A 19,398-nucleotide genomic window follows, 5' to 3' on the forward strand; every position below is an offset into this window, starting at 1 on the left:
CACCCCCCAGGTCATCCGTTCGACAGGGGGACACAGTCATGCCGGGCCCGGAGGCCAGCGGCCCTCTTGCAGGACCGCGGAAAACATAACGGGGGCAAGCTACGAGGGAGCCCTGAGGGGAGTGCCGGGGTCTTCGGAAAGCGCCGGAGGTCCCCAGAGAGTTCCGGGGCGTCTCAGGGGAGCGCCGGAGATCCCGGGGGAGACCAGGCAGCCCCGGGGCACCCGGGGGATTCCCCGGGTGAGCTGCGGGGCAGTCCCGCGTGAACTCCGCGGGAGCCCCGGAGAACGCGCGGGACTCCCCCCGGAGCCCCGCGCTGTCCTGGGGCCCTTGGGATGGGAGTGCCGGGTCCTGGGCTCCCCGGGGAGGAAGCGCCCCGGAGACCCAGGTGTCGCTCAGTCCTCGTTCGGTGCCGCAGGCAGCTTCGTTTGGATGAGGTCCATGACCGTCGAGTCCGTCAGCGTCGTCACATCGCCGAGCTGGCGGTTCTCCGCGACGTCCCGCAGCAGCCGGCGCATGATCTTGCCGGAGCGCGTCTTCGGCAGCTCCGCCACCGGCAGGATCCGCTTCGGCTTGGCGATCGGCCCGAGCGTGGTGCCCACGTGGCCGCGCAGCTCGTCGACGAGGCCCTCCGTCTCCGACGCCGTACCGCGCAGAATGACGAACGCGACGATCGCCTGCCCGGTCGTCTCGTCCGCCGCGCCTACCACGGCCGCCTCGGCGACCGACGGGTGCGACACGAGCGCCGACTCGACCTCCGTGGTGGAGATGTTGTGCCCCGACACGAGCATCACGTCGTCGACCCGGCCCAGCAGCCAGATGTCACCGTCGTCGTCCTTCTTCGCACCGTCGCCGGCGAAGTACTTGCCCTCGAAGCGCGACCAGTACGTGTCGAGGAACCGCTGGTCGTCGCCCCAGATGGTGCGCAGCATCGACGGCCACGGCTCGGTGAGGACCAGGTAGCCGCCCCCGCCGTCGGGCACCTCGTTCGCCTCGTCGTCGACGACGGTCGCGGAGATGCCGGGCAGCGGCGTCTGCGCGGAGCCGGGCTTGGTCGCGGTGACGCCGGGCAGCGGCGAGATCATCATCGCGCCGGTCTCGGTCTGCCACCACGTGTCGACGATCGGCGTCCGGTCCCCACCGATGTGCTTGCGGTACCAGATCCAGGCCTCGGGGTTGATCGGCTCACCCACGGAGCCCAGCACCCGCAGACTGGAGAGGTCGAACTTCGCGGGGATGTCGTCGCCCCACTTCATGAACGTACGGATCGCGGTCGGCGCCGTGTACAGGATCGTCACCCCGTACTTCTGCACGATCTCCCAGAACCGTCCCTGGTGCGGGGTGTCGGGCGTGCCCTCGTACATGACCTGCGTCGCGCCGTTCGCCAGCGGCCCGTACACGATGTAGGAGTGCCCGGTGACCCACCCGACGTCGGCGGTGCACCAGTAGACGTCCGTCTCCGGCTTCAGGTCGAAGACGGCCTGGTGGGTGTACGCGGCCTGCGTGAGGTATCCGCCGGAGGTGTGCAGGATACCCTTCGGCTTCCCCGTGGTGCCGGAGGTGTAGAGGATGAACAGCGGGTGCTCGGCCTCGAACCCCTCGGGCGTGTGCTCGGCCGGCTGCCGCTCCACGATCTCGTGCCACCACACGTCACGGCTGTCCGTCCACGCGACGTCCTGGCCGGTGCGGCGGACCACGAGCACGTGCTCCACGTTGTCGACCTTGGTGACCGCCTCGTCCACGGCCGGCTTCAGCGCCGACGGCTTGCCGCGCCGGTAGCCGCCGTCGGACGTGATGACGATCTTCGCGTCGGCGTCCTGGATACGGGTGGCCAGCGCGTCCGCGGAGAAGCCGCCGAAGACGACGGAGTGCGCGGCGCCGACGCGGGCCGAGGCCAGCATCGCGATCGCCGTCTCCGGGATCATCGGCATGTAGATCGCGACCCGGTCGCCCTTGCGAACCCCGAGCTCCAGCAGGGCGTTGGCGGCCTTGGAGACCTCGTCCTTCAGCTCGGCGTAGGTGAGGGCGCGGCTGTCGCCGGGCTCGCCCTCGAAGTGGATCGCGACCCGGTCGCCGTGCCCGGCTTCGACATGCCGGTCGACGCAGTTGTACGCGACGTTGAGTTCGCCGTCCTTGAACCACTTCGCGAACGGCGGGTTCGACCAGTCCAGCGTCTCCGTCGGCTCCTTGGCCCAGGTCAGTCGGCGGGCCTGCTCGGCCCAGAAGCCGAGCCGGTCAGCCTTGGCCTGCTCGTACGCCTCCGCCGTGACGTTGGCGTTCGCGGCCAGCTCGGCGGGGGGCGCGAACCTGCGCTCTTCCTTGAGCAGGTTGGAGAGTGAAGCACGCTCGTCGGTCATCGGCTCTCCCCCCTCAGCAGGTTGGCCAGGCTCTCGTTGCTCACGACATCTCCCTTTCGAAGGGTGTCCGTTGTGTCCCAGGCCACAGCTCATCAGACCCGAGGGCCCGGTGACAAGGGCCGCCGGAAAATTGGTTTAGACCTGTCCGGGTCGCGTTCCGGCCCGCTTCCGCGGACCGACGTCACCCGTACCCACGGACGCCGAGGGAGCCGAGTTCAGCCCGTGACGACACCGGTGCGCGACCCCGCCCCGACGGGACCGCGCACCGGCGCCGCGTTCAGGCCGACACGTCCGGCACCCCTACGTGGGAGAACACCCCCTCCCGCTCCGTACCTGCCCCGGCGAGCAGATACGCCTGGGCCTCCCCCACGTGGAAGTACATCCCTTGCAGCTCCAGCACCCCGGCCCGCAGCGCCCGGGCCACCGACTCATGGGCGCGCAGATGGTCCAACTGCTGCACCACATTGGTCAGACAGAGCTGCTCGACCGCGTCGGCGGGCGCGCGTCCGGCCAGCCGCGTCCACGGGCGGCCCTCGTCGGCCATCCGCTCCAGGCTCGGCAGCCCGTGTCGCAGCCACCGCTTGAGCGGGGTCTGCACACCGCCGGGTTCGGCGTTCATCAGCGCCTGCATCGCCCCGCACCCGGAGTGCCCGCACACGGTGATGGACCGCACCTCCAGCACGTCCACCGCGTACTCGATGGCGGCCGCCACCGAGTCGTCCCCGCTCTCCTCGCCGGGCGGCGGCACGAGGTTGCCCACATTGCGCACCACGAACAGGTCGCCCGGACCACTGGAGGTGATCATCGAGGTGACCAGCCGTGAGTCGGCGCAGGTCAGGAAGAGCTGGGACGGCCGCTGCCCCTCCCGGGCCAGCCGCGCCAGCTCCCCCCGCACCAGCGGCGCGGTGTTGCGCTGGAACGCGCTGATGCCACGCACCAGTTGCTGCGCACTGGGCTCGGCTCCACGGGACACCGAGCCGCCGGGGTCAGTGGATCGGCCGGACACCCGGCCCGTGGAAACCGGGGGCACGGACGCGGACGCCGTGGGTGAGCCGGCGGCTGCGGAGAGCTCGGCAGCGACGACGAGCTCGGCCGACTCGGGGGACGGGGACAGGGACGTGGATGTGCATGTGGATGTGGATGAAGGCAGGGACTGGGACGGGGATGCATAGACGGATTCGGAGCTTCCGGAGACCCCGGTGGCCTCCGCTGCCGTACCGGTGTTTCCCACCGAAGCCTCGGTGGGCACCGCGGCTTCGGCAGCGGACTCCGGATCGCCGGCGGATCCGGCGGAGCCCGGTTCGGGACCGTCGTCCGGCCGCGGCTCGGATCTGGGTCCCTCGCACTGGTGGTTGCGCCAGGGGGTCCAGGGACGACAGCGGCAGTCGGCGATCTGGCTGGGCGCTGAATCGGGCCGGGACGTGGCGGTGGAGTCGGGTGCGGACGCCGAGGCCGGGGTCGTGCTGCTCGTCGCGGCCAGGGTCAGCGTCTGGGCGAACGTGGGCTCGGTGTGCTGCGTCCCGGTGCCGGCGCGGCGGCCGGTCAGCTGGACCGAACCGCCCTGCGCGGTGTGCGTCTTCTGCCAGTCCTGTAGGGACTCGTACGCCGCATGGTCCATGAAGGAGCCGTCCAACTCGACGACGACATGGGTGCCTTGGGGCACGAGGTGCAGGGCACGGCTGAGCCGCGGGACCGCCAGGAACGTCAACTGTCCTCTTACGTGTACGTGATGGACTCCTTCCTTCTCGTCGTGGGTGATGCGGGTGCGGGCGAGGCGGTGCATGGAGACGGCGACGGCCACGGCGATGCCGAGCGCCACGCCCTCCAGCACGCCCAGGAAGACCACGCCGAGGGTGGTGACGGCGTACACCAGCACCTCTCGGTGGCGCGTCACCGTGCGAATGTGGTGCAGGGACACCATCTGGATGCCGACGGCCATGACCAGGGCGGCTAGCGAGGCGAGCGGGATGAGCTCCAGGATCGGGACCATCAGCAGCGCGGCGACTACTACGAGAACGCCGTGCAGCATCGTGGAGTTCCGGCTGACGGCGCCGGATTGCACATTCGCCGAACTGCGCACGGCCACTCCCGCGATGGGCAGTCCGCCGAGCGAGCCGGAGACGATGTTGGCGGCGCCCTGCCCGAGCAGTTCGCGGTCCAGGTCGGAGCGGCCGACGCGGGCGGGCAGTCCGGGCCGGGAGGCGATCAGCTTGTCCACGGCGACCGCGCCGAGCAGTGACTGCACGCTGCACACCAGCGTGATGGTCAGCACGGCGGCGGCGAGCCCGAGCGCGGGCCCTTCGGGCAGCCCGACCAGGGCGTGACTGTGCCAGGACGGCAGCTCGACTCTGGGCTGGGTCAGCCCGGCGAGTGCCGCGGTCGCGGTGGCGCCGGCGACGGCGACGAGCGCCGCGGGAACGGTGCGCAGCAGTCGTCCCACCCGCCCGGGCAGCCGGGGCCAGAGCAGCAGCAGGGCCAGGGTCAGCACGCTCACGGCGACGGCGGCGGGCTGTAGGGAGGCCAACTGGGCGGGCAGTGCGCGGAGGTTGTCGAGGACGGAGCTCTGCGGATTGCCGCCGAGGACGATGTGCAGCTGGGCGACGGCGATGGTGACGCCGATGCCGGCGAGCATGCCGTGCACGATGGCCGGGCTGACGGCGAGCGCGCTGCGCGCCACACGCAGGCAGCCGAGGCCGAGTTGGGCGAGCCCGGCGAGGACGGTGATGGCGCAGGTCGTCCGCCAGCCGAAGCGGTGGATGAGGTCGGCGGTGACCACGGTGAGCCCCGCCGCGGGGCCGCTGACCTGGAGCGGCGCGCCGCCGAGCCATCCGGCCACGAGTCCGCCGACGGCGGCGGCCACGAGACCGGCCTGGAGGGGTGCGCCGGTGGCGAGGGCGATGCCGAGGGACAGCGGCAGGGCGATCAGGAAGACGGCGATCGAGGCGGACACGTCGGCGCCCGCGATGCGGAAGCGGCGGTGCCGGGGCGGTGGGGGGCTGTGGGGCGGGTGGACGCGCTCGGTGTGCGTCGAGTCGAGTGTGCGGGTGGGGACGCAGGCTGACATGTTTCCCGTCTCCTCCGGGGCAGCGCGGTCGCGGGACAGGTGGGCCCCCGTCGACGACGGGGAGCGGTCGCGGCCGTGGGTCACGGCGTGCAGCAGCGGGATGAAATCAACGCTCAGTAAACAGATCGTAATGCAGAGTAAAGGCCAAGCATGGATAATCCCGGCAAATGGGTTAATTGATCACCCCTAAGAGTGACGTGAGCCTTTTGTCGGCTTGTCGTACTAATTCCTTCTCGACCCCGTGCGACCTTGGCGGCGCTGTCGGCTCGTCCCGGCACGTCATCCGAGAACGCCCCACCCGGCGTTGGCCCTAGAGAAGGAAGAAGGTGGGCGGAGATGGCCGCCACCCAGAGGATTGCCGCGGGCGCCTTGGCCGCCGCGGCCGTCGCCGCGTCGCTCACCGGTTGCACGACGGGAGCCGGCGGCTCCCACGGTTCCGGGGAGGGGGCGCCGGGCCCGCAGAAGGCGCAGCCGGCCCCCGCTCCCAGGAGCGCGTACCGGCTGATCGGCGACGGCTCGACCGCGTTCACGGGGGCGCAGCCGCACCTGCCCCGCCCCGAACGCCTGAAGCCGGGGCAGAAGCCGCCGCAGTTCGTCGTCTTCTCCTGGGACGGCGCCGGCGAGGACAGCCAGCGGCTGTTCTCTCACTTCCGCAAGGTGTCCAGGGACAACAACGCCACCATGACGTACTTCCTCAGCGGCGTGTACCTGCTGCCGGAGGACAAGCGGGACCTCTACAGGCCGCCTCAGCACTCCCCGGGCCGCTCCGACATCGGCTTCAACGACGAGCGGGGGATCGCCGACACCGTGAAACAGCTGCGGCTGGCGTGGCTGGAGGGCAACGAGATCGGCACCCACTTCAACGGCCACTTCTGCGGCAAGGGCGGCGGCGTAGGCGAGTGGTCGGTCAAGGAGTGGAAGTCCGAGATCGCCCAGGCCAAGCAGTTCGTGAAGTCCTGGAAGACCAACGCCGGACTGACGAAGACGGCCCCCCTGCCCTTCGACTACGACAAGGAACTCATCGGCGCCCGCACCCCCTGCCTCGAAGGCCGCGAGAACTTCATGGCGGCGGCCCGCGACCTGGGCTTCCGCTACGACACCAGCGGCGTCAACAACCAGGTCTGGCCCGGCAAGAAGGAGGGCCTGTGGGACCTGTCCATGCAGCTCGTGCCCTTCCCCGGCCACACCTACGAGCAGCTCACCATGGACTACAACTTCATGGTCAACCAGTCCGGCGCCACGACCCAGGGAGACCCCGACAAGCACGAGCACTGGGGCGACCAGATGCGTGACGGCCTGATCGGCGGCTTCCGGCGCGCCTACGACGGCAACCGTGCGCCGTTGATCATCGGCAACCACTTCGAGTCCTGGAACGGCGGCACGTACATGCGCGCCGTCGAGGAGGTCGTGGAACGCGTCTGCACCAAGGAAGAGGTGCGCTGCGTGTCCTTCCGTCAGCTCGCCGACTGGCTGGACGCCCAGGACCCGCAGGTCCTGGCCAAGCTGCGCACGCTCGACGTCGGCGAGGCCCCGGAGCAGGGGTGGGACTCCTTCCTCTCCGGCGCGCCTGCCCCGGCCCCGAAGGGCGCGCCCGGCGCACCCGCGGCCGAGCGGAAGGCGTCCCGCGAGGACCGTGAGCGGTAGGCGTCGGGCCGAGACGTCGTGAGCGGTCTGCGCGCCCCGCGTCGCGAGGCGATGAAGGCGTGGGCCGTCACACGGGGGCGGTGGCGCTTCCGCCGAGCACGAAATCGGGGTCGACCTGCGCGGCCAGGTCGACCCCGGTGCGCTCGTTGCCCCACGACTGGGCGTTCTTCAGGTGGAAGTGCACCATCTGGCGCGTGTAGCGCTCCGTGTCGCGCCGCTCGTACGCCGAGTCGGCGACCGTCCGCAGCTGGTCCAGGGCGTGGCGGTTGGGCTCCTCCAGGAGGTCGAACCGCGGCGGCCGGCCCTTCTCCATGGCGCGCACCCAGTCCGAGTGCCCGACCGTCACGAGCAGGTCGTCCCCGACCTCGGCGCGGAGGAAGTCGAGGTCGTCCTGACCCTGCACCTTGTTGCCGACGACCTTCAGCTCGACGCCGAAGTCGCGGGCGTACTCCTTGTACTGGCGATAGACGGAGACCCCCCTCCGGGTCGGCTCGGCGACGAGGAACGTGATGTCGAAGCGGGTGAACATGCCGGAGGCGAAGGAGTCCGAGCCAGCCGTCATGTCGACCACGACGTACTCGTCACGGCCGTCCACCAGGTGGTTCAGGCACAGCTCCACCGCTCCCGTCTTGGAGTGGTAGCAGGCCACCCCCAGGTCGGCGTCGGAGAAGGGGCCGGTGACCATCAAACGGACGGCCCCGCCGTCGAGTTCCAGCGTCCGGGCACAGGCGTCGTAGACGGGGTTGCTCTCGCGCACCCGCAGCAGCCGGGAGCCATCGCCGGGCGGCGTCGTCTTGATCATCGTCTCGGCCGAGGCGATTCGGGGATTGGAGCCCCGCAGGTGGTCCTTGATCAGCGGCAGCCGGTCGCCCATCGCGGGCAGCGCGGCGGCCTCCGCCTCGTCGAGGCCGAGAGCCGTCCCGAGGTGCTGGTTGATGTCCGCGTCGAACGCGATCACCGGGGCGCCCGCAGCCGCGAGGCACCGGATGAACAGGGAGGACAGGGTCGTCTTGCCGCTGCCGCCCTTCCCAACGAAAGCAATTTTCATGTTCACCAAAGGTAGTGCGACGATAGCTGTACGCGGCAGGGATGGGTGAAGAAGACCACTCCTTCGTGGGACGCACGCCCCGGTTGCGTAGGGTCGTACCCATGAGTACGACAGGCGCGACCGCCGATCCGCTCGCGGCCCTGGGCTCGCTGCCCGGGGTGGCGGAGTCCGTGGAAACCGTGCGCAAGGCCGTGGACCGGGTCTACGGGCACCGCGTCATGCGCCGCCGCAGCACCGCGATCACCTCCGAGGCCGCCCTGCGCGGCGCCCGCGGCTCGGCGGCGCTGTCCGGCGCGGACTGGGCCCTGGAGGAGGTGCGCCGGCGCAGCGACTTCGGCGCCGACGACCAGGCCCTCGCCGTGGGAGCGGCCCTGCGGCTGACCGCGGAGGCGGGCCAGCTGCTGTCCATCTGGCGGCAGTCACCCCTGCGGGTGCTGGCGCGGCTGCACCTGGTGGCCGCCGCGGACAAGGGCGACGAGGTCGGCCGGCCGCGGCAGGCCGGCGAGCCCGTCGACGAGCCGCTGATCGAGCTGGACCTGCCTACCGCGGACGAGGTCGCGGGGCGTCTGGAGGGGCTGTCTCAGCTGATCGTGGCGGGCAGCTCCGCGCCCGCCCTCGTCACGGCGGCCGTCGTGCACGGCGAACTCCTCGCCCTGCGCCCCTTCACCTCGCACAACGGTCTGGTCGCGCGCGCGGCCGAGCGCGTCGTCCTGATCGGCAGCGGCCTCGACCCCAAGTCGGTCTGCCCGGCTGAGGTGGGCCACGCCGAGCTGGGCCGGGCGGCCTACCTCGCGGCTCTCGACGGATACGTCTCCGGAACGCCGGCGGGCATGGCGGCCTGGATCGCGCACTGCGGAAGGGCGATCGAGTTGGGCGCCCGTGAGTCGACCGCGGTGTGCGAGGCGCTTCAGCGCGGGGCGGCGTAGCGGCGGAGGCGGACATGAAGACAGGCCCCGTGAGAGGGGCCTGAAAAGGGTTGCGGCGGTACGAGGATTCGTACCGCCGCTGGCATGCTCACCGGGTTACCAGGCGTCCTCGATATGTCGCCCATCAGGTCGGGAACTTTGCCCGTCACCTGGTGCGGCTGGCCCGTAATCGACGGGTCGACGTCGCGTGGGTGCCCAATGTTCATGCACCGGTCCGTGGGGCCAAATGCGTTATTAAGGTGATCCTTTCGGATGTCCTTGGTCTCGCGGGCCGTTGAGTCCTTTCTACTCCAGGACCCGGGTAAGCGGAACCCCTAGCTGCGGTTCTTTACTTTTGCTCTCAAACAGGCGGCAATCGGACACGCGTGCGGGCGACTCGTGTGCGAATGTCTCAGGCGGTCGCCGTCCGGCGTCGGCTGGCGTACCAGACGAGGCCGGCGGTGGCGGCCGCGGCCCCTATGGCGGCCGCGGCGACCAGCACCGGGCGGGGCGGGACCGAGAGGGACGGGATGCGCTGCTTGAGCCGCACCGGACGGTGGAAGTCGAGGATCGGCCACCCGCGGGCGACGGCCTCCCGGCGCAGGGCGCGGTCCGGGTTCACGGCGTGGGGGTGGCCCACCGCCTCCAGCATCGGCAGGTCGGTCGCCGAGTCGCTGTAGGCGTAGCAGCGGGAGAGGTCGTACCCCTCGGACTCGGCCAGCTCCTTGACGGCCTCCGCCTTGGTCGGGCCGTACGCGTAGTACTCCACCTCGCCGGTGAAGCAGCCGTCCTCGCCCACGACCATGCGGGTCGCCACCACGCGGTCGGCGCCGAGCAACTCGCCGATCGGCTCGACCACCTCCGCGCCCGACGTGGAAACGATCACGACGTCGTGGCCGGAGGTGTGGTGCTCCTCGATGAGGGAGGCGGCCTCGTCGTAGATGAGCGGGTCGATCAGATCGTGGAGGGTCTCGGCCACGATCTCCTTCACCTGCTGGACGTTCCAGCCGCGCACGAGCGCCGACAGGTACTCGCGCGTCCGCTCCATCTGGTCGTGGTCCATACCGCCCACGAGGAAGACGAACTGGGCGTATGCGGTACGCAAGGCCGCCCTGCGGTTGATCAGTCCGCCTTGGTAGAAGGACTTGCTGAAGGTGAGCGTGCTCGACTTCGCAATGACCGTCTTGTCCAGGTCAAAGAAGGCCGCTGTGCGGGGCAAGGAGTGGTTTTCCACACCCCAGAGCATAGGGGCAGCCCATTCGGCGTAAGGTGGGCGTGTGGGTTTGCCTGAGAGGGCTCTCGGGTACACCATGGAAGTCACGGATCGTTCGCGACCGTGCTAACCCGGTCCGGCTCCTCCCCCCCCGAGTCGGCCGTGGAGACGACCCCCGCTCTCCCCCCCGGCGGGGGTCGTCGCATGTCCGGGTGGGTTTTCCTCTTTCTTCGCGGCTGACATGCCGCTCCGAGGCGGCTGAGGCCGCCCCTTTCGCATGCCCGCACTCCGTCACTGTGTGTAAGTGTCGGGCTGCTCTGCGGAAGCCGTCCAGGGGATGTGTCAGCGGTCACCGGTATGGGTGACGGCGATATTCACAACGCTCCGCACGTCCACAGTTTTCCACCAAGATCCACACGATTTCCGGGTTCGCCGCACCGTGATTCCGACGCGTTCGCTCGGGCCGAGTTCATGGCCGGTTCCGTTTGCCGGACACGTAGGCCGGTTTCCGTCGGCCGTTCATATGGGGACCGGGTGCCGGTTCTCCACCACGCATGGGAATCGCGGGGCCGCAGGGACTGTGGGCCACGCGGCGAAGGGGGATGGGATCGTGACCGGAGCCGTCACACACGAATCGACGCCCGCCGCCGGAGGGCGGCAGGGCAGGCCGCTGATCGTCACCGAGGACGCGGCACTCCTGGACGATCTGCTGCGGCTGTGCGCCGCGGCCGGCGCCACACCCGAGGTGTATCCGTCAGTGCCGGAGCAGCGGGGCGGCTGGGAGTCCGCACCGCTCGTCCTGGTCGGGGACGACGCCGCACCCCGCGTTCGCGGGGCCGCACGCAGGCGCGGAGTGGTCCTCGTCGGACGGGACCAGGACGACTCCGGGGTGTGGCGCAGGGCCGTCGAGATCGGCGCCGACCACGTCCTGGTGCTGCCCGACGGCGAGCAGTGGCTGGTCGACCGCATCGCCGACGTCGCCGAAGGCGTCGGCCGCCCCGCCCTCACCGTCGGGGTCGTCGGCGGGCGCGGCGGGGCCGGAGCGTCCACGCTTGCCTGCGCCCTCGCCGTCACCTCCGCGCGGGAGGGGGTGCGCACCCTCCTCGTGGACGCCGATCCGCTCGGCGGCGGACTCGACGTACTCCTCGGCGGCGAGACCGCCGACGGCCTGCGCTGGCCCGCGTTCGCCGCCTCACGCGGGCGGGTCGGCGGAGGCGCCCTGGAGGAGTCGCTGCCCAGGCTGCACCAGTTGCGCGTGCTCAGCTGGGACCGCGGCGACTGCGTCGCCATCCCTCCCCAGGCCGTGCGCGCGGTGCTCGCTGCGGCCCGGCGCCGGGGCGGCACGGTCGTCGTCGACCTGCCGCGCCGAGTCGACGACGGCGTCGCCGAGGCCCTCGCTCAACTCGACGTCGGGTTGCTCGTGGTCCCCGCCGAACTGCGCGCCGTCGCGGCGGCCGGACGGGTGGCCTCCGCCGTCGGCATGGTCCTGCGCGACCTGAGGGTGGCGGTACGCGGCCCGTACGCCCCCGGACTCGACGACCGCGAGGTGGCGCGGCTGCTCAAGCTGCCGCTGGCCGGGGAGGTGCCGGTCGAGTCGACCCTGCTGCGCCCGGACGGCGGGAAAGCACCGCCCGGAGCCGCCGCGCGCGGGCCCCTCGCCCGGTTCTGCAAGGAGTTCTGGGAGCGGGCGCTGACCGAAGCGGGTGGCGTATGAGCACGGCACCTGGGCTCGATCGGCCGAAGGGCGCGGGGACGCTGCTCGACGGTGTGCGGCAGTGGCTCGCCGAGAGCGGGGCCGAACCGACGCCCGCGCGCGTGGCGCAGGCCCTGCGGGAACAGGGGAGGGTCCTCGGCGACGCGGAGGTCCTGGGCGCGGCCGAGCAACTGCGCTCCGAGCTGGTCGGCAGCGGACCCCTGGAGCCCCTGCTCACCGATCCGTCGGTCACGGACGTGCTGGTGTCGGCCCCGGACCGGGTCTGGGTGGACCGCGGCGGCGGCCTGGAACTCGCCGCCGTCTCCTTCCCGGACGCGGCGGCCGTGCGACGCCTCGCGCAGCGACTGGCCGCGGTGGCCGGACGGCGTCTCGACGACGCCCGGCCCTGGGCCGACGCGCGACTGCCCGACGGCACCCGGCTGCACGCGGTGCTGCCCCCGGTAGCCGTCGGCTGCACCTGCCTCTCGCTGCGAGTCGTCCGGCCACGGGCGTTCACGCTCGACGAACTGGTGGCCGCCGGCACGGTGCCGCCGGGCGGGGACAAGGTGCTGCGGGCCATGCTGCGGGCCCGGCTGTCGTTCCTTGTCAGCGGGGGCACCGGGAGCGGCAAGACGACCCTGCTCAGCGCCCTGCTGGGGCTGGTCGGGCCTGGAGAGCGGATCGTGCTCGCTGAGGACTCGGCGGAGCTGCGGCCCGATCACCCGCACGTCGTCCGGTTGGAGACCAGGCCCGCCAATCAGGAGGGAGCCGGACTCGTCACGCTCGAGGACCTCGTCCGGCAGGCCCTGCGGATGCGGCCCGACCGGCTGGTGGTGGGCGAGGTCCGAGGGCGTGAGGTCGTGGATCTGCTGGCCGCGCTCAACACGGGCCACGAAGGCGGGTGCGGGACGGTCCATGCCAACGCCGCGGCGGATGTACCGGCGCGTCTGGAGGCGCTCGGCACGGCGGCCGGGCTCGACCGGGCCGCGCTGCACAGCCAGGTGGCGGCCGCGCTGTCGGTGGTCCTGCATCTGGTGCGCGACCCGGCCGGACGGCGACGGATCGCCGAGGTGCACGTCCTGGAACGGGAGCCTTCGGGACTGGTGCGGACGGTGCCGGCACTGCGATGGCAGGCGGAGGGCTTCGCCTGCGAGCGGGGCTGGGAGCGGCTGTGGGAGCTGTTGCGGGGCGAGTGGGACAGGCCGGGCGAGGGAGGGGGACGGATCCGTGAGCGTGGTGCGTGAGGGGCCGGTGGCCGCGGCACTGGTCTGCGCGGGGGCGGCGATCTGGTTGTGGGGAGGGCCGTATCCGGCGGCCAGAAGGGCGCAGTCGCTGCTGGCGGGGGGTGGTGCGGTCGGCGCTGGGCCCCCGTCCTGGCGGGAGCTCGCCGACGAACTGCGCCGGGTGCGCGGGCGGTGGCGGCCCGAGTGGTGGGCGCCGGTCGCCGCAATGGCCCTGGCTTTGCTGGGCGGTTCGGTGCTGCCGGTCGTCGCGGGGGCGGCGGGAGTGCCGCTGCTGCGCAGGTTGCGGCGGGCCCATGAGGCACGGCGGGCCGGGGAGCGCCGGGCGGACTCCGTGATCGCGCTGTGCGCGGCGCTCGCCGGGGAGGTGCGCGCGGGACGGCAGCCCGGCGAGGCGTTGCAGCGGGCCGCCCGTGACTCCGGAGGACTGGGCGAGGCCCAGGCGGCGGTGCTGGCGGCCGCACGGTTCGGCGGCGATGTGCCCGACGCGCTCTCGACCGCGTCGAAGCGACCGGGAGCCGACGGACTGCTGGGCTTGGCGGCGTGCTGGCGGGTGGCCGTGGACCAGGGCGCGGGTCTCGCCTCCGGGCTCGACCGGCTCGAAGGGGCGCTGCGTGCCGAACGGGACCAACGGGCCGACCTGCGGGCGCAGTTGGCGGGCGCCCGCTCGACGGCGCTGATGCTGGCCGCTCTGCCGGCCCTCGGTCTCCTCCTCGGTACCGCGCTCGGCGCCGACCCGCTGCATGTCCTGCTGCACACGGGGGCGGGGCTGGGGTGCCTGGTCGTCGGCGGGGTGCTGGAGGGGGTGGGGATGTGGTGGGCGGTGCGGATCGTGCGCGGGGCGGAGGGGCTGTGAGGAGAAGGGCTGTGAGGAGAGGAACGGGGGCCGTTCGGGTGAACCGGGTGCGGCCCGAGGAGGGGAGGAGGAGCGATGGGTGAGGAAGTTGTCCACAGGCTGGGGGTGGCTGTGGGGACGGCCGCGTGCGTAGCGCTGGCGCTGGCCTGGCTGGCGCGATGGTTCGACACCGTGCGCCGGGCGAGGCGGGCGCGGCAGCGGCTCGCGGAACTGCTCGCCCTGCCCGCGGCGCGGGCGGCCTCGCGCCACGGAGTGGGGGAGGCGGTGCGGCGGTGGCTGCCCCTGGCGGCGGTGGCGTGCGCCGGATGGGTGGTGGTCGGAGGCGTCGGCGGTTTCGCCCTCGGGATGATCGGCGCGGTCGGCCTGTGGCGCTGGCGTCGCCGACGACAGGAGACCACTGCCGTCAGCGAAGCCGATGCGCGGATCGCTGCCAGGCAACTACCGCTCGCCGCCGACTTGTTGGCCGCCTGTATCGCGGCCGGCGCCGGGCCGGTGATCGCCGCGCAGGCGGTGGGAGAGGCGCTCGGCGGCCCGGTGGGGGAAGGGCTGGCGCGCGGTGCCGCCGAGGTGAGACTCGGCGGCGAACCCGCCACCGCGTGGCGGAGATTGGCCGCCCTTCCGGGCGCGGCCGCCCTGGCCCGACTGCTGGAGCGGGCCGACGAGTCGGGGCTTCCGGCGGCGGGGCCGGTCGCCCGGCTCGCCGCCGACGCCCGTGCCGACTGGGCGCGCGTCGGGACGGCTCGGGCCAGACGGGCGGCCGTCATGGTCACGGCGCCGGTGGGGCTGTGCTTCCTCCCCGCTTTCATCGCCGTGGGCATCGCGCCCGTCGTGATCGGCCTGGCGGGCGGGGCGCTGGGAGGAGGTGGGCCATGACGAGACGGTGACGGACCCGGCAGCGCCGCATGAGCCGGCTGAACGAGCGTCACCGGCGGGCCGAGCAGCGACGAGCGAGCAACGCGACGCGCAAAGCAACACGACGAGAAGCAAGAGCAGAACGACACATCGACCGGAGACACAGGACCGAGCCTCACGGGGGTTGAGATGAGCAAGGCGGTACGGGCGCGGTTGCGTGCCCTGGCGGGCAGGACGCGTAGGGCGCGCAAGGACGCGGGCATGGTGACGTCCGAGTACGCGATGGGAATCGTCGCGGCGGTGGCGTTCGCGGTGATCCTCTACCAGGTGGTGACGAGCGGGACCGTCGCCGAGGAGTTGCAGGCACTCGTGAAGCGGGCGCTCAGTGCGCAGACGTGAGTGCGGGCGGATCCGTGGCGCGGACCGGGGGTTCGTGACGGCGGAATCGGCGGTGGTGCTGCCGGTTCTGGTGGCGTTCACGATGGCGCTGGTGTGGGGGCTGCTCGTCATGGCGGCTCAGATCCAGTGCGTGGACGCCGCCAGGGCCGGCGCCCGGGCGGCCGCCCGCCAGGATCCCGAGAGCGCGGTCGTCGCGATGGCCCGCGAGCTCGCGCCGAGCGGGGCGCGGGTGACAGTCAGCAGGGAGGGCGACCAGGTCCGGGTGGTGGTCGTGGCGGAACCGCCGGTGCTGAGGGGGCTGCCCTTCGAGGTACGGGAGGAGGCCGTGGCGGTGACGGAGGCGGTGCGGGCGGGATCAGAGATGGAGGTGGTGGACGACACGGAGGCGGGGCCGGACGTGCGGGCTGGGGCGGACGAGGAGGCAGGGGTGGACGACGAGATGGCGGAGGGCGCCGGGGCGGGGCCGGACGCGGCGGTGGCGGAGGGCGGGGAAACCGGGCCCGGCGGGGAGGTGACGGAGCCATGAGAGTGCGGCGAGGGCGGACGAGGCGAGGTCTCCACGCCCCCGGATGCGGGCGCGGCCGACGCGGGGGTGATCGGGGTTCCGCGACCGTCTGGAGCCTCGGTGCGATCGCGGTGCTGTGCGTGGTGTTCGGCGTCGTGCTCGCCCTGGGGCAGGCCGTCGTGACCCGGCACCGTGCCGCCGGCGGGGCGGACCTCGCGGCCCTCGCCGCCGCGGACCACTGGGCGCACGGCGTCGAGGCGGCGTGCGCCCGGGCGGAGCGGGTGGCTCGGGCGCAGGGCGCGCGGCTGGTGCGGTGCGCGCTGGCGGGGGAGGTGTCGGACGTGACGGCGGCGTCCGGACGGGGGCCGTTCACGGCCGAGGTCAGGGCACGGGCGGGCCCTCCGGAGGCGGACACGCCGGGTCCGGTGCCCGGGCCGCTGCCGTCGGCGTCCCCGCTCACCCCAGCTTCCGAACCAGCCCCGCCTGCTTCCGCCCCGGGCACCCCTGCCGCGACGTCCTCCAAACCTGCCGCGCCTGGCACCCCTGCTCCCGCGCAAGCCGCCCCTGCCTCCGCACCAGGCACCCCTGCCGCCGAGCAAGCCGCCCCTGGCCTCGAACCAGCCGCCCCTGCCCCCGACCGACCCCACTAGTCCACCGGCTTCTCCTCCGGTGCCGCCCGCAGCAGTTCCGTAAGCAGGCGTACCGCGCCTCTCTTGTGGAGCGGGTCGTTGCCGTTGCCGCACTTGGGGGACTGGATGCAGGACGGGCAGCCGGCCTCGCACTCGCAGGAGGCGATGGCCTGGCGGGTGGCGGTCAGCCAGGCGCGGGCCGTGTGGAAGGCCCGCTCGGCGAAGCCCGCGCCGCCGGGGTGGCCGTCGTAGACGAAGACCGTGGGGAGGAGGGTGTCGGGGTGGAGCGGGACCGAGACGCCGCCGATGTCCCAGCGGTCGCAGGTCGCGAAGAGGGGCAGCATGCCGATGGACGCGTGCTCGGCGGCGTGCAGGGCCCCGCCGAGGATCTCCGGGTTTATCCGGGCGGCGTCCAGCTGGCCCTCGGTGACCGTCCACCACACCGCACGCGTGCGCAACGTACGAGGAGGGAGGTCGAGCTTCGACTCGCCCAGCACTTCACCGGTGATGAGACGCCGACGCAGGAAGGAGACCACTTGGTTGGTGACCTCGACGGAGCCGTAGCACAGGCGGCCGTCGCCCCAGGGGATCGCGACGTCCGTCTCCAGGACGGAGATCGACGTCGTGTCGCGGGCGACCGTCGAATACGGCGGGCCGGCCTCCTCGACGAGGGCCACCGAGTCCTCCAGGTCCAGTGACCGGACCAGGTAGGTGCGGCCCTGGTGCAGGTGGACGGCGCCCTCGTGGACGGTCGAGTGGGCGGCGCCCTCGTCGACCGTGCCGAGCAGGCGGCCCGTCCCCTCTTCGACGATCTGGACCGGCCGGCCGCCCCCGCCGCGGATGTCGGTGAGGTCGGCGGCCCGTTCCCGGCGCGTCCAGTGCCAGGCCTTCGTCCGGCGGCGCAGCAGCTTCGCGGCCTCCAGCTGCGGGAGCAGCGCCTCGGTCTCGGGGCCGAACAGCTCCAGGTCGTCCTCCGTCAGGGGGATTTCCGCGGCGGCTGCGCACAGGTGCGGGGCGAGCACGTAGGGGTTGTCGGGGTCGAGGACCGTCGATTCGACCGGGCGGTCGAACAGCGCCTCCGGATGGTGGACGAGGAAGGTGTCCAGCGGGTCGTCCCGGGCGACCAGCACGGCCAGTGCGCCCTGTCCGGCCCGGCCCGCGCGGCCGGCCTGCTGCCACAGGGAGGCGCGGGTGCCGGGGTAGCCGGCGATGAGGACGGCGTCCAGGCCGGAGACGTCGATGCCGAGTTCCAGGGCGGTGGTGGCGGCGAGGCCAAGGAGTTCGCCGGAGTGGAGGGCCTGTTCGAGGGCGCGGCGTTCCTCGGGGAGGTAGCCGCCGCGGTAGGCCGCGACACGCCGGGCCAGGGAGCGGTCGACCTCGGCGAGGCGCTCCTGGGCGATCACCGAGATCAGCTCGGCGCCGCGCCGGGAGCGGACGAAGGCGACCGTGCGGACGCCCTGGACGGCGAGGTCGGTGAGGAGGTCGGCGGTCTCGGCGGTGGCGGTGCGGCGGACGGGCGCGCCCTTCTCGCCCTGCATCTCGGTGAGCGGTGGCTCCCAGAGGGCGAACACCAGTTCACCGCGGGGCGAGGCGTCGTCGGCCACCTCGACCACCGGGAGGCCGGTCAGACGGCCGGCGGCGACCGCGGGCTCGGCAACCGTCGCGGAGGCCAGCAGGAAGACGGGGGAGGCGCCGTAGCGGGTGCACAGGCGGCGCAGCCGGCGCAGCACCTGGGCGACATGGGAGCCGAAGACGCCGCGGTAGGTGTGGCACTCGTCGATGACGACGTACCGGAGCGACTTCAGGAAGGAGGACCAGCGGGGGTGGGACGGGAGGATCCCGCGGTGGAGCATGTCCGGGTTGGTGAGCACGTAGTTGGCGTACTGGCGGACCCACTCGCGTTCCTCGAACGGAGTATCGCCGTCGTAGACGGCCGGGCGCACCGCGCTGCCGAGCGGTTGTGAAAGTTTTTTCACGGATCGGCACTGGTCCGCCGCGAGGGCTTTGGTGGGCGCCAGGTACAGGGCGGTGGCACCGCGCCCGTTGGGGGCCTCGGAGCCGTCCAGGAGCGTCGACAGGACGGGCGCGAGGTACGCCAGGGACTTGCCGGACGCGGTGCCCGTCGCGACGACCACCGAGTGCCCGTCGAGGGCGTGTTCGGCGGCCTGGGCCTGGTGCGCCCAGGGGTGTTCGACGCCGCACGCCCGGACGGCCGCGATCACCTCGGAGCGAATCCGGTCAGGCCAGACGGCATGGCGACCCTCGCGCGGGGGCAAGTGCTCCGTATGAGTGATGCGCGACGCCCGGCTCGGTCCCGGGGCGAGCCGGTCCAGGACCGTGCCCGGCGACAGGCGGGGCGCGGTCTGTGCCGGGGGTCGATCGGATCGGTGATTCTTGGCCATCGGCACCGAGTGTGTCACTGGCGTGACGGACAATGGAGCCAAGGCGTCGTGCACGCCTGCCGGTAAGTGATTGAATGCCATCGCGGCTGGCGAACCGTCCCGGGGGCTCCTGTCCAGGTGTTCCGAGGGGCGACCGCTCGATAGCAAGGTGCTGGAGGATCCGTGGACCTGTCTCTGTCGACCCGTACCGTCGGCGATCGTACGGTCGTCGAGGTCGGTGGCGAAATCGACGTATATACCGCGCCCAAGCTGCGCGAGCAGCTGGTCGAGCTGGTGAACGACGGGAATTTCCACCTCGTCGTCGACATGGAGGGCGTGGACTTCCTCGACTCCACCGGGCTCGGCGTGCTGGTCGGCGGTCTGAAGCGCGTGCGCGCCCATGAGGGCTCGCTGCGCCTGGTGTGCAACCAGGAGCGCATTTTGAAGATCTTCCGCATCACCGGTCTGACCAAGGTGTTCCCGATCCACACCTCGGTCGACGAAGCGGTGGCGGCCACCGACTGACCAGCCGGTCCGGGGCATGCCGGCAGGCGTGCCCCGTTCGGCTCAGTTGTACTCCGGGGGACCGGGCTTCAGGCAGCCCGGCCCCCCG

At 72.3% G+C, this 19,398-nt stretch carries 13 protein-coding genes and 2 pseudogenes; 10 read left to right on the forward strand and 5 right to left on the reverse strand.

Annotation, left to right across the window (positions count from 1 at the left end):
* Nucleotides 1-393: 393 nt before the first annotated feature.
* Nucleotides 394-2,355, reverse strand: a complete 1,962-nt coding sequence (gene acs, locus ACFYX4_RS33400; RefSeq protein WP_389341328.1) for an acetate--CoA ligase — start codon at nt 2,353-2,355, stop codon at nt 394-396.
* A gap of 277 nt (nt 2,356-2,632) precedes the next feature.
* A complete protein-coding gene (locus ACFYX4_RS33405; protein WP_389341331.1) occupies nt 2,633-5,419 on the reverse strand; it encodes a SulP family inorganic anion transporter in 2,787 nt (928 codons plus the stop codon).
* 336 nt (nt 5,420-5,755) lie between these two features.
* Between ACFYX4_RS33405 and ACFYX4_RS33410 the strand changes: the two genes are divergently transcribed.
* Nucleotides 5,756-7,063 carry a hypothetical protein gene (locus tag ACFYX4_RS33410; RefSeq protein WP_389341334.1) on the forward strand — a complete coding sequence of 436 codons (1,308 nt, stop codon included), beginning with the start codon at nt 5,756-5,758 and terminating at the stop codon, nt 7,061-7,063.
* A gap of 67 nt (nt 7,064-7,130) precedes the next feature.
* Here the strand turns inward: ACFYX4_RS33410 and ACFYX4_RS33415 are convergent, their stop codons facing one another.
* Nucleotides 7,131-8,111, reverse strand: a complete 981-nt coding sequence (locus tag ACFYX4_RS33415; protein ID WP_389341337.1) for an ATP-binding protein — start codon at nt 8,109-8,111, stop codon at nt 7,131-7,133.
* 101 nt (nt 8,112-8,212) lie between these two features.
* Between ACFYX4_RS33415 and ACFYX4_RS33420 the strand changes: the two genes are divergently transcribed.
* Entirely contained in the window at nt 8,213-9,037 is an 825-nt protein-coding gene (locus ACFYX4_RS33420) for an oxidoreductase (RefSeq protein WP_389341340.1), read from the forward strand.
* Between the two features lie 391 nt (nt 9,038-9,428).
* Here the strand turns inward: ACFYX4_RS33420 and ACFYX4_RS33425 are convergent, their stop codons facing one another.
* The gene (locus ACFYX4_RS33425) at nt 9,429-10,262 is read right to left on the reverse strand and encodes an HAD family hydrolase (protein WP_389341343.1); all 834 of its coding nucleotides are present in this window, start codon (nt 10,260-10,262) and stop codon (nt 9,429-9,431) included.
* 577 nt (nt 10,263-10,839) lie between these two features.
* On the opposite strand from ACFYX4_RS33425, the gene ssd reads away from it, so the two are divergent.
* The 7 genes and pseudogenes from ssd to ACFYX4_RS33460 form a co-directional block, all read left to right on the forward strand.
* Nucleotides 10,840-11,943 carry a septum site-determining protein Ssd gene (ssd, locus tag ACFYX4_RS33430; RefSeq protein WP_389341346.1) on the forward strand — a complete coding sequence of 368 codons (1,104 nt, stop codon included), beginning with the start codon at nt 10,840-10,842 and terminating at the stop codon, nt 11,941-11,943.
* Nucleotides 11,940-13,166 (forward strand): TadA family conjugal transfer-associated ATPase, encoded by a 1,227-nt coding sequence (locus tag ACFYX4_RS33435; protein ID WP_389341349.1) that lies wholly within the window; start codon nt 11,940-11,942, stop codon nt 13,164-13,166. The genes ssd and ACFYX4_RS33435 overlap by 4 nt, the downstream gene beginning before the upstream one ends.
* The gene (locus ACFYX4_RS33440) at nt 13,150-14,019 is read left to right on the forward strand and encodes a type II secretion system F family protein (RefSeq protein WP_389341352.1); all 870 of its coding nucleotides are present in this window, start codon (nt 13,150-13,152) and stop codon (nt 14,017-14,019) included. The genes ACFYX4_RS33435 and ACFYX4_RS33440 overlap by 17 nt, the downstream gene beginning before the upstream one ends.
* A 75-nt stretch (nt 14,020-14,094) precedes the next feature.
* Nucleotides 14,095-14,892, forward strand: coding sequence for a type II secretion system F family protein (locus ACFYX4_RS33445; protein WP_389341355.1), 798 nt, complete (start codon nt 14,095-14,097; stop codon nt 14,890-14,892).
* 168 nt (nt 14,893-15,060) lie between these two features.
* The gene (locus ACFYX4_RS33450; RefSeq protein WP_389341358.1) at nt 15,061-15,270 is read left to right on the forward strand and encodes a DUF4244 domain-containing protein; all 210 of its coding nucleotides are present in this window, start codon (nt 15,061-15,063) and stop codon (nt 15,268-15,270) included.
* Nucleotides 15,257-15,613, forward strand: a pseudogene (locus tag ACFYX4_RS33455) (TadE family type IV pilus minor pilin); the annotation flags it as partial. The gene ACFYX4_RS33450 and the pseudogene ACFYX4_RS33455, both read left to right, overlap by 14 nt.
* Nucleotides 15,614-15,792: 179 nt before the next feature.
* Nucleotides 15,793-16,209 (forward strand): annotated as a pseudogene (locus ACFYX4_RS33460) (Rv3654c family TadE-like protein); the annotation flags it as partial.
* A gap of 212 nt (nt 16,210-16,421) precedes the next feature.
* On the opposite strand, the gene ACFYX4_RS33465 reads toward ACFYX4_RS33460, so the two are convergent.
* Nucleotides 16,422-18,887: a DEAD/DEAH box helicase gene (locus tag ACFYX4_RS33465; RefSeq protein ID WP_389341361.1), complete on the reverse strand. Its 2,466-nt coding sequence runs from the start codon at nt 18,885-18,887 to the stop codon at nt 16,422-16,424.
* A gap of 81 nt (nt 18,888-18,968) precedes the next feature.
* Between ACFYX4_RS33465 and bldG the strand changes: the two genes are divergently transcribed.
* Complete coding sequence (bldG, locus tag ACFYX4_RS33470) at nt 18,969-19,310, forward strand: anti-sigma factor antagonist BldG (RefSeq protein WP_009189842.1); 342 nt, start codon at nt 18,969-18,971, stop codon at nt 19,308-19,310.
* Nucleotides 19,311-19,398 lie beyond the last annotated feature (88 nt).

The sequence above is a fragment of the Streptomyces sp. NPDC002328 genome (assembly GCF_042890065.1).
Taxonomy (GTDB): domain Bacteria; phylum Actinomycetota; class Actinomycetes; order Streptomycetales; family Streptomycetaceae; genus Streptomyces.

Coding starts and splice junctions, on each gene's coding strand:
- acs (WP_389341328.1), bottom strand. CDS start 2,355: ATGACCGACGAGCGTGCTTCACTCTCCAACCTGCTCAAGGAAGAGCGC.
- ACFYX4_RS33405 (WP_389341331.1), bottom strand. CDS start 5,419: ATGTCAGCCTGCGTCCCCACCCGCACACTCGACTCGACGCACACCGAG.
- ACFYX4_RS33410 (WP_389341334.1), top strand. CDS start 5,756: ATGGCCGCCACCCAGAGGATTGCCGCGGGCGCCTTGGCCGCCGCGGCC.
- ACFYX4_RS33415 (WP_389341337.1), bottom strand. CDS start 8,111: ATGAAAATTGCTTTCGTTGGGAAGGGCGGCAGCGGCAAGACGACCCTG.
- ACFYX4_RS33420 (WP_389341340.1), top strand. CDS start 8,213: ATGAGTACGACAGGCGCGACCGCCGATCCGCTCGCGGCCCTGGGCTCG.
- ACFYX4_RS33425 (WP_389341343.1), bottom strand. CDS start 10,262: ATGCTCTGGGGTGTGGAAAACCACTCCTTGCCCCGCACAGCGGCCTTC.
- ACFYX4_RS33435 (WP_389341349.1), top strand. CDS start 11,940: ATGAGCACGGCACCTGGGCTCGATCGGCCGAAGGGCGCGGGGACGCTG.
- ACFYX4_RS33445 (WP_389341355.1), top strand. CDS start 14,095: ATGGGTGAGGAAGTTGTCCACAGGCTGGGGGTGGCTGTGGGGACGGCC.
- ACFYX4_RS33450 (WP_389341358.1), top strand. CDS start 15,061: ATGAGCAAGGCGGTACGGGCGCGGTTGCGTGCCCTGGCGGGCAGGACG.
- ACFYX4_RS33465 (WP_389341361.1), bottom strand. CDS start 18,887: ATGGCATTCAATCACTTACCGGCAGGCGTGCACGACGCCTTGGCTCCA.